The following is an 11,481-nucleotide window of genomic DNA, read 5'->3' as shown; positions in this document are numbered from 1 at the left end:
CGGATAACCGCGCATTCGTGGACGTCCGCCCCCAGCAGAGCGAGCCTGACGTCCAGGCTCGGGACGAGGGGTGGGGTCGCAGCGACGCTGAACGTAGCTTCCGGCTGGAGCATTGGGAGTACAACCCCGAGCATATGGATGGCTTCGACTACGACCTCGACGCAGCCCTCATCAAGTCCGCCGACGCCCCGGACGAGCCTGAGCTGAACACCGTGATCGGCGCATGGGGCCTCCAGCCCGGCCAGTTTGTCTATCCGTGGGAAAGCGACGATCCGAGGTAGGCGAAGATCACCTCAGGGGAGCTGTCAGCTCGCGCAGACGTGCAGTAGGGGTTTCCCATCCGAGCGTCTTTCGTGGGCGACTGTTGAGTTCGGCGGCGACGGCGGCCAGGTCTTCGAGGGTGTGGACCGCCAGGTTAGTGCCCTTGGGGAAGTACTGCCGCAGCAGTCCGTTCGTGTTCTCGTTCGACCCCCGCTGCCAGGGGCTGGCCGGGTCGCAGAAGTAGACCGGATGTCCGTGGCCAAAGTGAATGCCCGATGGCCGGCCATCTCCGAGCCCTGATCCCAGGTCAGGGACCGCCAGAGGTGACGTGGGAGGTTCGCAACGGCCGTGGTGAGGGCGTTGCGGGTGGCCATGGCGGTGTGACCGTTGGGGAGGTGTAGGAGCATCAAGTAGCGGGTGGAGCGTTCGACCAGGGTGCCGATGGCGGATTTGCCATCCTTGCCGACGATGAGGTCGCCCTCCCAGTGGCCTGGGACGGTGCGGTCGGTCGCTTCAGCCGGACGGTCGCGGATCATCGTCATGTCCCTCACGGGGCGATTCACGCGCTTGTGGGCGAGGCGGTGAGGCTTGCGGAGCCTGCGTCCGGTCCGCAGTGCCCTGGTGAGCTCTCGGCTCAGTTCTCCACGGTCCAGGACGTAGAGGGACTGGTAGACGGTCTCGTGCGCGACGTGCATCTGCGGCCTGTGGGGGAAGTGGACGCGCAGAGCGTGACAGATTTGCTCGGGACTCCACCGGAGGGTGAGGTGACGTTGGATGAAGTCCCTCAGCTCCGGATTCTGGCCGATCTTGCCGGGCTTGGGCCTGGGCCGACGCGCATTGGCACGGCGCTGGGCGGCGTGTGGGCGGTAGTACCAGCGCCCGTCCGCCAGGACGGTGCGGTTGCGCCGTATTTCCCGGCTCACTGTAGAAGGGCTTCGGCCCAGCTCGGCCGCGATCTTCCGGATCGCGGCCCGCTCCCTGAGCCGGTCGGCTATGTGGATGCGATCGCTCTCGGACAGGTACCGGGACGGCGCGGAAGGCGGTTCCTCCTGATCTTGGTAGATCGGAGGAACCGCCTTCCGCCCGCCGCTCGGCGTGTGGTGTCCGTTGCGCCACCGCTTGCCGGTCCGCGGATTGATCCCGACGATCCGGGCCGCTTCCAATGTGGTGTAGCCCTGTTCCATGAGCTGGAAGTATGCGACCCGTTCCCGGGTCAGCTTCCTGGCCCCCTGCGGCTTCCTGTTCTTGCGGACCTCGAAGTCCATCGCACCCCTTGAACTGGGGTGTTGCAACGACCACTAGAACTCAAGAGTACGGCTGGGGCGCTCCTGGTGCGCGGTGACGGTCATGGGTTACCGGTGCTTCCCGCCACCGGAGGGGGTGGAGGTGTCGGGGTTGGACGGAGGCGGCGGGGGCGGGGTGGAGATCGGCGCGGATCCACCGCCGTGACTCCCCCCGCCTCCGCCTCCGCTTCCGCCACTGCTTCCGCCGCTTCCACTGTTGTTGGACATCGTGGTTCTCCTCGTGTTGGTGGTGCGAGTCCGGCCGGGCGGGGTGCCGGCCGATGTCGTACGTACGCCTCGCGCAGGAGGGAAGAGCCGACCCGTCGAAGAAGGGTGTCGGCAACGCCCCGTCCGCAGGGCGGGCTCAGGGGTCGGTGATCCGGTCGGCCCGGCGCCGGAGCACGGTCAGGGCGTCGGGATCGTCGGTCTCCCACTGGCTGGACGTCCCGCCGTAGACGGGGCGCAGCACCCACGTGGTGCCGCCTCGTACGTCGGTGACGATGACTCCGTGTCCGTTGGCGTCTTTGACGTGGTCGCCGACCCACGCCCGTTGCCCGGTCACCGGCGGGCTCCTGCCGGCATGTCCGGGGCGAGCGCGCGCAGCGGCGTCAGTGCGGCGGGGTCGGCGGTCCATTCCCTTCCGGAGCTGTCCAGCGGGCGCATGTGCGCGGTGCGGCTGATGGTGCGGCCGGTCAGCTTGGACGTGCGGACGTAGACGGTGGCGACGGTGCCGGTGCGCTGCGTGGCGGGGTGGATGACCTCCCGTCCCAACAGACGGTGGTGGTCGTCCTCCCGCACGCACACGTTCGTCTGGTCCCTGGTCACGTCCGTGCCTCCTGCCCGCCGGGGTGGGGGTGCGCCCCGTTGCTAGGCCGGGACGCACCCCCTGGGGGGTGCTGTGGGTAGTCAACCGGTCACGGGACCCTCGGGGCGTGGGCTGTGCCGGACTTTCTGGCGGACTTTTCCGCCTGCGTACGCCTGAAAGTCCGGGGCGTCTGCCTCTACCGTGCGAGAAGGAGGACATCTCGCGAGACGAGGGGGCGCCATGTCCGAACCGGCGGAGGAGCCAACGGTGTTCGCGGACCTGGTCGACGGGTTCGGGTGGCGCAGCACCGCGCAGCTGATCCGCGTGTACGCGGCCGTCGCATCGCGGATCGGGGAACGCGAGGAGGTCACCGACCGGCAGGTGCGCCGGTGGCGGGCACCGAACCCGCCCTGTCCGCATCCGGGCCGGCAGCGGGTCTTAGAAGCGATGCTGGGCGTGCCACTGGAGCAGGCCGGGTTCCAGGTCCCGGAACACCGCCGCAACCCGCTCACCGCCCCCGTATCCGTGCTGGACCCCATCCCCGAGCTGCGTGAAAGGACCGACCCCATGAACCGCCGAACCGTGCTGGCCGCCGCGGGCGGCGTCGCCCTCGGCGTGGCCGGGATCGGGACAGCGCCGGCCACCGCCTACGACGCGCCCCGCATCGGCACGGACGCCGTGACCGATCTCCGCCGCGGCCTGGCCAGCTTGTACGGGCTCGACGACCGGTTCGGCGGCGCCACCGTCGGCCCGCTCGCCGCCGCCCACCTCTCCCGGGTGCGGCGCCTGATCGACACCGGGTCCTACCCCGAGACGATCGGCCGCCGGCTGCGCCTCATCTGCGGCGAGACCGCCGAGCACGTCGGATGGCTCGCCTTCGACGCGGGCGACCACCACCGGGCCCGTACCTACTGGACGCAGGCCCGCGATACGGCGGCCGAACTACGTGACGACTCCCTCGGCGTCCTGGTGCTCGCCTCCATGGCCCTGCTGGAGCTGCGCGAGCAGCAGCCCCGGCCCGCACTCGACCACGCCCGGCAAGCCGCCGACCTCGCCACACCCTGGGCGCCGCCCTCGCTGCTGTCCATCCTCGCCACGCGGGAGGCACGCGCGCTGGCGATGCTGGGCGACTCCGCCTCGGCCCGCTCGGCCCTGGCCCGCGCGGCCCGCCTGTACGAGAAGGACCGCGGGTCACGGCCCGCGCCGGACTGGACCCTGTTCCACGGTCCCGCCGAACTGGCCTCCGCGCAGGCCGAACTGTTCACAGCGGCCGGACACCACCGCGCCGCCGTGTCATGGCTGCGCCGCTCCCTGGAGCGGCATGAATCCACCTACGCCCGCAACGAGGCACTGCAGCGTGCGGGACTCGCCGGGGCGCTGGCCCGCTCGGGAGAAGCCGACGAAGCAGCCCACCACATCGAACAGGGCGAAGCCCTCCTCACCGAAGTGTCCTCCGGACGGGCCAGGGAAGGACTCGCCGCCGCCCGCCGCGAGCTCGACCGCATCCGCCCCACCCGATGAGGAACCCCGTGGAGTACACCACCGTCACCGACACCACCGCCGCCGGACGAAAGCTCGACGACCTCGCCCCCGTCTACGAAGCTGTGTTCGCCGAACCCCCGTACCTGGAGGGCCCCCGCGACGTCGCCGACTTCCTGGAGCGCTACCAGCGCGAGCACAAAACCCCAGGATTCAGGCTGGTCCTCGCCCTCGACGCAGGCCGGCTCGCCGGATTCGCGTACGGGCTACCCCTCGCATCCAACACCGGATGGTGGACCGGGTTCCTCGACACCGACCCGCCGGACGAGTTCACCCGCGAAGACGGACACCGCACCTTCGTCGTGATGGAACTCGCCGTGCTCGCCGACCAGCGCGGCCATGGCGTCGGCCACGCCCTGCACAACGCCCTCCTGGACGGGGTGACCGCCGAACGGGTCACCCTCACCGTCCGCCCCGAAGCGCCCGCCGCCACCTGGTACGAACGCCTGGGCTACCAGCTGGTGGGCCTCACACAACCCTGGGACGGCGCACCCGTGTACCGGTCCATGATCAAACCCCTGCGGAACCAGGACGTCTCCGCCTAGGACTGCCCCCACCAGCGGCACCCATTGCCCGCCCACGTCAGCTCGTGACACCGGGAGCGCAGCGGACGCCCTTGATCCTCAAACCAGGCCGAAAGCGGCCGGCGCGCAGGTCCGGGACGAATGATCCGGTTACAACCTGTGTGAACCGATGGCGCTGTTGCGGGGTGAGGCGGTCCAGGTCGTTGGTGAAGCGCGGCAGGGCCTCGTACGTGGGCACGGCGTTCTCCTCCAGGAAACACGAAGCCCCCGGCGGCTGCCGGGGGTGGTGGTCTGTGGTGAGGGGGCGTTCCGCGACGCGATGCGTCAACGCTGGTCGACTACTGCTGGGAGCTGCGGGTTGGACTGCGTTGGATGGCGTTGGCTCCTATTCGGCAGGGACTTCTGCAAGGTCAGGCAGGTCATGCGTGGTGGCCACTCACGCGGGTGAAAGCGGTCCATAGGCAGTCCGTGTCGCGCTACGGTGCAGGCGGGCCTCTCCACGGCGGCCGTGTTCGTCAGCGCAGAAGAGGGATCCCGCGCCCGACGCCACCACCCCGTCGCCCCCGTCATCGACCCGGATGCGCCCGGCCCCGTCGGGGCCCACGCGATGCGGCGGCGGGTCAGCCGTTCAGTGACGTCATGAGCTCGGGCGCGTACCGGTCTCCCGAGACCACGCCATGCGGTGCGACGGCGTCGATGGAGGCCAGGTCGGCTTCGGTGAGGGTGACCGAGGTCGCGGCGACGTTCTCCTCCAGGTAGCGGCGGCGCTTGGTGCCGGGGATCGGCACCGCGCCCCTGCTCAGGGTCCAGGCGAGCGCAAGCTGCGAGGGGGTGACCCCCTTCTCGGCGGCGAGGTGGCGGACCCGGTCGACGACCGCCAGGTTGCGGTCGAAGTTCTCGCCCTGGAAACGGGGGTCGGTGCGGCGGAAGTCGTCGGCGGCGAAGTCGTCCGGGGTGGTGATGGCGCCGGAGAGGAAGCCGCGGCCGAGCGGGGAGTAGGCGACGAGCCCGATGCCCAGTTCGCGAAGGGTGTCGAGGACGCCGTCGTGCTCGATGCCGCGCTCGAAGAGGCTGTACTCGGTCTGTACGGCGGCCAGCGGGTGGACGGCGTGGGCGCGGGCGATGGTGCTCGCGGCGGCCTCGCAGATGCCGATGTGACCGACCTTGCCGGCGGAGACCAGCTCGGCCATGGCACCGATGCTCTCCTCGACCGGCACGTTCGGGTCGACGCGGTGGAGGTAGTAGAGGTCGATATGGTCGGTGCCGAGGTGGCGCAGGGAGCGGTCTGCGGAGTGGCGGATGTACTCGGGGGTGGCGTTGTGGCCGCGGAAGGCGCCCTCGTCGGTGAACTCGACGCCGGTCTTCGTAGCGATAACCGCGGCGTCGCGGCGGCCGGCGAGGGCCTTGCCGAGGAGCTGCTCGTTGAGGAAGGGGCCGTAGCCCTCGGCGGTGTCGAGCAGGGTCACGCCCAGCTCGAGGGCGCGGTCGATGGTGGCGAGGGACTCGGTCTCGTCGGTGGCTCCGTAATGGGCGCTCATGCCCATGAGGCCGAGGCCCTCGGCGCCGACCTTCAGTCCCTGTCCGCCCAGTGCGCGGATCTCCATGATGCCCTCCGTGGGGTGTGGGGTCAGTAAGTAACTAACCGGATAGTTCGAGTCTGCAGGAGGGGTGCGGCAGATGTCAATAACTAGATAGTTACTTGCTAGGCTGCCTGCCATGGCACGGGATTCCAGCGCAACGAAGGCACGGCTGCTCGACGCGGCGTTCTCCGAATTCGCCGCGTACGGCATCGCCGGGGCGCGGGTCGATCGCATCGCGGAGGCCGCCCAGGCGAACAAGCGGCTCATCTACGTCTACTACGGCAACAAGGAACAGCTCTTCGACGCCGTGCTCCAGCAGGCCCTGGAGACGGGCTCGGAGTCCGTCCCCTTCGACGCCCGCGACCTGCCCGGCTACGCGGGCGCCATCTTCGACCACCTGGTCGAGCGGCCGGACCTGATGCGGCTGGTCCAGTGGAAGCAGTTGGAGCGGCCGGGCACCACCGACGCCGAGGCGGAGTCCTACCGGGGCAAGATCGCGGCGGTGGAGCAGGCTCAGCGCGCGGGAGGGATCGACCCGGAGCTGGATCCCGAGGACCTGCTCACGCTCGTACTGGGCCTCGCGCAGGCGTGGACGGGCGCGGTGGGCGCCGCGGCCGCGGGCGGCCCGGGCGCCGTCTGGTCCCCGGCGCGCCTGGCCCGCCACCGCGAGACGGTGGTCGAATCCGTTCGCCGCCTGATCCGGCCCTCGCGGGCCGCGGGCTAGTACTGCAAGGGTCTTTGGGCACCGGCCGGGACGCCCTGAACACGTACTCGGAGGCCAGGCGCAGTTCGGCGTCGTGGGCGACCTGCCTGCGGTCACGGCCGCGCTGGGCGGGCGCGAACTGCGGATCGTCGCCGACCTGTCCCGGTTCTCCGACTGGCGCCTGCTCACCCGGACGGAACGGGGAATCGCCCCTCCCCGAAGCGCTCGGCCCGCTGGTCCTCGGCCTGGCCTTCATGCTCATCGCGCTGATCGACTTCTCGGCAGTGGCCGGTACGGTCGGCGGAGGAGGTGCCGGCACCCTGGCGACGACCTACGGCCACCTGCGCTTCGACACCTCGGTGATGGTGGTGGCGGTGCTCGTGCTCATCGCACTCGTACAGTCGGCACAACTCCTCGGCAACGTGGTGTCCCGCAAAGTGCTCCGCCGCCGCCCCCTCAAGGTCCGGCCGGCGGCGGCTGCCTCGGCCTCGCCATGACCGGCGGCCTGAACACGAGCGCCTGCGCCGGCGCAACGGCACAGCGCTGGCCGTGCCGGACCTGAGGGACCGGACCACCTCCGCTCAGAGCACCTCCCGCACCGTCGGGAAGTGGCACGAGGCCACGTGGTCGGCCGCGTGGGCGGTCGGCTCCGGGGCCTGCGTCTCGCAGCGCTCGCGCTGATCCGGGTCCAGTCGCGCGTACACGGGGCAGCGGCCCCTGAACCGGCAGCCCTCGTAGCGCCGGGTGGGGCTCGGCGGGTCGCCCGCCAGCAGGATCCGGCCGCGCTGCCGTTCGCGCTCGCGTTCCGGGTCGGGCAGCGGTACGGCGGACAGGAGTGCCTGGGTGTACGGGTGGCGGGGCCTCTCGAAGACGTCCCGGACGGCACCGGCCTCGACCGTCCGACCGAGGTAGACGACGCTGACCCGGTCGGCGATGTGCCGTACGACGGACAGGTCGTGCGAGACGAAGAGGTACGCGAGCCCCAGCTCGGACTTGAGTCGGCGCAGCAGGTTCAGGACCCCTGCCTGGACGGAGACGTCGAGCGCGGAGACGGGTTCGTCGAGCACGAGCAGCTTCGGCCGCACGGAGAGCGCCCTGGCGATCCCGATGCGCTGGCGCTGCCCGCCGGAGAACTCGTGCGGGAAGCGTTGGGCCGCGGACCGGTCGAGCCCGACCTGGTCGAGCAGCTCCGGGACCCGCCGGGCGGCGCTCGCCCGGTCGGCCCCCTGCGCGCGGAGCGGTTCGGCGATGATGTCGCCGACCGGCATGCGGGGGTCGAGGCTGGCCATCGGGTCCTGGAAGACGATCTGCACCTGGCTGCGCAGTTCCCGTCGCCCGGCCTTGGTCAGCGTGGCCGTGGCCTTTCCGAACAGCTCGATGTCACCGCCCTCGGGCCTGGCGAGGTGGAGAAGTTCGAAGAGGGTGGTGGACTTCCCCGACCCCGACTCCCCCACCAGCGCGAGGGTCTCCCCGGCGCGGATGGCGAGGTCGACCCCGTCCACGGCGTGCACCGTCCCGACCCGCCGCTTGAAGACCGTCCCCTTGAGTACGGGGAACGTCTTGACGAGCCCGGTCACCGCGAGCACCGTTTCCCCTGTGGTGCGCTCGGGTGCCCGGGGAATCTCGGGCACGGGGTAGACGTCGAGTACCCCGAGCCCCTTCTCAACGATCTCACCGGCACGGACGCAAGCGGCGAGGTGATCTCCAGCGTCCCGCACCGACGGCCGCAGCGCCGGGACGGCCTGCGTGCAGCGTTCCTGCGCCATCGGGCAGCGCGGCGCGAAAGCGCATCCCGGACCCGTCTGCCCGGCCGCGGGCGGCGAGCCGGGGATGGGGACGAGCGCGTCGTCACCCCCGTCGAGCCGGGGTACCGCCCCGATCAGCCCCATCGTGTAGGGCATCGCTGGGTGTCCGAAGACCTCGGAGGCCGTCCCCGTCTCGACGATGCGCCCCGCGTACATCACGGCGACCCGGTCCGCCGTTCCCGCGATGACTCCGAGGTCGTGGCTGACCAGGACCAGTGCCGCCCCTGTCTCCCGCTGTGCCGTGCGCAGCACGTCGAGGATCTGGGCCTGGATGGTGACGTCCAGGGCCGTCGTCGGCTCGTCTGCGAGCAGCACGTCCGGGTCGTTGGCCATGGCCATCGCGATCATGGCGCGTTGCCGCATTCCGCCTGAGAACTCGTGCGGGAACGCCTGGGCGCGCAGGTCGGGTTCGGGGATGCCGACCAGGTCGAGGAGTTCCACGGCCCGCGCCCGTGCCCGGTCCCGCGAGACGTCCTGGTGGGCGCGTACGGCCTCCGCGATCTGGTCCCCGATCCGGTACACCGGGGTGAAGGCGGACAGCGGGTCCTGGAACACCATCCCGATGCGCTGCCCGCGCACCGCCGTCAGCGCTGTGTCCGAAGCACCGACCAGCTCGGTCCGGCCGAGCCGCACCGAGCCGCGTACGGCGGCGTTGGCCGGCAGCAGACCCAGCATCGCGAGCGCGGTCGCCGACTTACCCGACCCCGACTCCCCGACCAGGCCGAGGACTTCACCGCGGGCGAGCGAGAAGCTGACCCCGCGCACTGCGGGGATCCCGTCGAAGTCGACCTCCAGGTCCCTGACGGACAGCACTGCGCGGGTCGCGGTCATCGGCCGACTCCCTTCGATCCGACGCGGGTGGGCTTGGGGGACCGCGTCGACGTGGGGTCGAGGGCGTCCCGCAGTCCGTCCCCCACCAGGTTCACCGCGAGGACGAACACGATCAGCAGCCCGGCGGCGAAGAAGAACATCCAGGGGTAGGTGACCGCCGCCCCCGTGGTGCTCGCGATGAGCGTGCCGAGCGAGACGTCCGGCGCCTGCACACCGAACCCGAAGTACGAGAGCGCGGTCTCGCTCATCACCGCGCCGCCGACGGCGATCGTCGCGTCGATGATGAGGAACGAGGCGATGTTGGGCAGGATGTGCCGCCAGATGATCCGCAGCGGTCCCACGCCCATGTACACGGCCGCCTTCACGAACTCCCGTTCCTTGAGCGACAGCGTCATCGACCGGACCACCCGCGCGGTGATCATCCAGCCGAACACGGCGAGCAGCCCGACGAAGGCGAACCAACCGCCGTTGCGCAGCCGCGGTGAGACGATCGCGATGATCAGGAACGACGGGAAGACGAGCAGCAGGTCGACGAAGAACATCAGCAGCCGGTCCGGCCAGCCGCCGAAGTACCCGGCGCAGGCGCCGACCAGTGAGGCGAGAACCGTCGAGAACAGCGCCACCAGCAGCCCGATGACCAGGGACTTCTGGAGCCCGCGGACGGTCTGCGCGAAGACGTCCTGACCGATCCGGTTGGTGCCCCACCAGTGGTCGGCGCCGGGCGCGGATCGCAGCGCGGTGTAGTCGATGTGGCTGTAGTCCCACGGGCTGACGAGCGGTCCGGCGAAGGCGAGCAGGAAGAGCAGGATGAGGACGGCGGCGCCTACCAGCGCGCTGCGGTTGCGCAGGAAGCGGCGCAGTACGACGGTGGTGCGCCCGGCGGGACGGGCGATGCCCGGCGCGCCCGGGACGCTGCTCTCGATGGCGGCGGTCATGGTCGGTGTTCTCCTGGATCAGGCGTGTGGGTCAGGCGTTGCGGATGCGCGGGTCGAGCGCGGCGTGCAGTACATCCGCGAGGAAGCCGGACAGGAGCACCGTCACGGCGGCGAACACGTTGACGGCGACGACCGAGTTGACGTCGTTCTTGCCGATGGAGGAGATGAACCATTCGCCCATCCCGTGCCAGCCGAAGATCGTCTCGGTGAAGGTGGCGCCGGTGAACAGGGCCAGGAATCCGTAACTGAAGTACGTCGACATGGGAATCAGGGCGGTCCGCAGGCCGTGTTTGAGCAGCACCGTCCGGCGGCTCAGGCCCTTGGCTGCGGCGGTGCGCAGGTAGTCCGATCCGAGCACGTCCAGCATGGTGGAGCGCTGGTAGCGGCTGTAGCCGGCGATCACGCCGAGCCCGATGGAGATGGTGGGCAGCAGCAGGTGGACGCCCCGGTCCTTGAACACCGCCCAGAAGCCGGTCTCGACGCCGGGGCTCTTCTCGCCGGTGAACTGGATGACGTCGGCACCGGTCTTCGTGTTGATCCAGATCGCGCCGATCTTCAGCAGAACAGCCAGGAGAAAGACGGGAGTCGAAAGCAGCACGAAGGAGGCGAGCGTCATTGCCCGGTCGGAGAAACGGTATTGGCGCACCGCGGTCCAGGCCCCAGCGAGCACTCCGATCACGGTCCCGGCGATCGTGCCGAGGAGCAGCAGCCGCAGACTGACACCGATCCGCCGTCCGAACTCTGCGCCCACCGGGGTCCCGTCGATGGTCTGTCCGAGATCGCCGCGAAGGGCGCGCCCGGCCCAGGCGGAGAAGCGGGAGACGAGCGGGGTGTGGTCGTTGACGCCGAGCGCGGTGAGGTGGTGGTCCACCGAGGCGGGCGACAACGGGGGTTGGCGGCCCTCGTAGTACGCCCGCGGGTCGAGCGCGTAAGAGGCGAGCAGGTACGAGAGACAGACGGCGGCCAGCAGCAGCACGGCGTAGTAGCCGAGCCGCTTGGCCAGGTAGGCGGCCACGGGTGTGAACCTCCGCAAGTGCTCGTGATCCACAGGGGATCGTCAGGAGAACGCGACACCCGGAGGTGGTTCGGGGATCACGGCCGCGGCAGGTCAACCTGGCGTTTTCGTCGGCTTGTTCACACAGCTTGACCGCTATTTGTTGCGGACATGCTAAGAAAACATAGCGAGATTCCAGCAGGCCTCCCCCAGGAGCGCAA

At 70.2% G+C, this 11,481-nt stretch carries 12 protein-coding genes and 1 pseudogene; 5 read left to right on the top strand and 8 right to left on the bottom strand.

Annotated elements, in window-relative coordinates; translation table 11 throughout:
- The coding region (locus tag OHU74_RS37410) for a hypothetical protein (RefSeq protein ID WP_371619947.1) at nt 1–281 on the top strand (281 nt) is incomplete at its 5' end.
- A 7-nt stretch (nt 282–288) separates the two neighbouring features.
- Here OHU74_RS37410 and OHU74_RS37405 read toward each other — a convergent pair.
- The 4 genes and pseudogenes from OHU74_RS37405 to OHU74_RS37390 form a co-directional block, all read right to left on the bottom strand.
- Nucleotides 289–1,445: pseudogene (locus OHU74_RS37405) on the bottom strand (IS30 family transposase).
- Between the two features lie 463 nt (nt 1,446–1,908).
- Nucleotides 1,909–2,106, bottom strand: a complete 198-nt coding sequence (locus OHU74_RS37400; RefSeq protein ID WP_371619946.1) for a hypothetical protein — start codon at nt 2,104–2,106, stop codon at nt 1,909–1,911.
- Entirely contained in the window at nt 2,103–2,369 is a 267-nt protein-coding gene (locus OHU74_RS37395) for a hypothetical protein (protein WP_371619945.1), read from the bottom strand. Before OHU74_RS37395 ends, OHU74_RS37400 begins: the two co-directional genes overlap by 4 nt.
- A gap of 418 nt (nt 2,370–2,787) precedes the next feature.
- The gene (locus OHU74_RS37390; RefSeq protein ID WP_371619949.1) at nt 2,788–3,243 is read right to left on the bottom strand and encodes a hypothetical protein; all 456 of its coding nucleotides are present in this window, start codon (nt 3,241–3,243) and stop codon (nt 2,788–2,790) included.
- Nucleotides 3,244–3,318: 75 nt separating this feature from the next.
- On the opposite strand from OHU74_RS37390, the gene OHU74_RS37385 reads away from it, so the two are divergent.
- Together OHU74_RS37385 and OHU74_RS37380 are read left to right on the top strand one after the other, a co-directional pair.
- The gene (locus OHU74_RS37385; RefSeq protein ID WP_371619944.1) at nt 3,319–3,870 is read left to right on the top strand and encodes a hypothetical protein; all 552 of its coding nucleotides are present in this window, start codon (nt 3,319–3,321) and stop codon (nt 3,868–3,870) included.
- Between the two features lie 8 nt (nt 3,871–3,878).
- Nucleotides 3,879–4,433: an N-acetyltransferase family protein gene (locus tag OHU74_RS37380; RefSeq protein WP_371619943.1), complete on the top strand. Its 555-nt coding sequence runs from the start codon at nt 3,879–3,881 to the stop codon at nt 4,431–4,433.
- Between the two features lie 599 nt (nt 4,434–5,032).
- Here the strand turns inward: OHU74_RS37380 and OHU74_RS37375 are convergent.
- Nucleotides 5,033–6,016, bottom strand: coding sequence for an aldo/keto reductase (locus OHU74_RS37375; RefSeq protein ID WP_371619942.1), 984 nt, complete (start codon nt 6,014–6,016; stop codon nt 5,033–5,035).
- Nucleotides 6,017–6,128: 112 nt separating this feature from the next.
- Between OHU74_RS37375 and OHU74_RS37370 the strand changes: the two genes are divergently transcribed.
- A complete protein-coding gene (locus OHU74_RS37370; protein WP_330294252.1) occupies nt 6,129–6,716 on the top strand; it encodes a TetR family transcriptional regulator in 588 nt (195 codons plus the stop codon).
- A 233-nt stretch (nt 6,717–6,949) separates the two neighbouring features.
- Nucleotides 6,950–7,192 carry a hypothetical protein gene (locus OHU74_RS37365; protein ID WP_371619941.1) on the top strand — a complete coding sequence of 81 codons (243 nt, stop codon included), beginning with the start codon at nt 6,950–6,952 and terminating at the stop codon, nt 7,190–7,192.
- An 84-nt stretch (nt 7,193–7,276) separates the two neighbouring features.
- Here the strand turns inward: OHU74_RS37365 and OHU74_RS37360 are convergent, their stop codons facing one another.
- Genes OHU74_RS37360 through OHU74_RS37350 form a run of 3 tightly spaced genes read right to left on the bottom strand, consistent with a single transcriptional unit; the run spans nt 7,277 to nt 11,281 of the window.
- Nucleotides 7,277–9,331: a dipeptide ABC transporter ATP-binding protein gene (locus OHU74_RS37360; protein ID WP_371619940.1), complete on the bottom strand. Its 2,055-nt coding sequence runs from the start codon at nt 9,329–9,331 to the stop codon at nt 7,277–7,279.
- Nucleotides 9,328–10,266 (bottom strand): ABC transporter permease, encoded by a 939-nt coding sequence (locus OHU74_RS37355; protein ID WP_371619939.1) that lies wholly within the window; start codon nt 10,264–10,266, stop codon nt 9,328–9,330. The genes OHU74_RS37360 and OHU74_RS37355 overlap by 4 nt, the downstream gene beginning before the upstream one ends.
- A 31-nt stretch (nt 10,267–10,297) precedes the next feature.
- A complete protein-coding gene (locus OHU74_RS37350) occupies nt 10,298–11,281 on the bottom strand; it encodes an ABC transporter permease (RefSeq protein ID WP_330294257.1) in 984 nt (327 codons plus the stop codon).
- Nucleotides 11,282–11,481 lie beyond the last annotated feature (200 nt).

Source organism: Streptomyces sp. NBC_00454, assembly GCF_041434015.1.
Lineage (GTDB): Bacteria > Actinomycetota > Actinomycetes > Streptomycetales > Streptomycetaceae > Streptomyces.
This window is presented reverse-complemented; position numbering and strand designations above follow the sequence as displayed.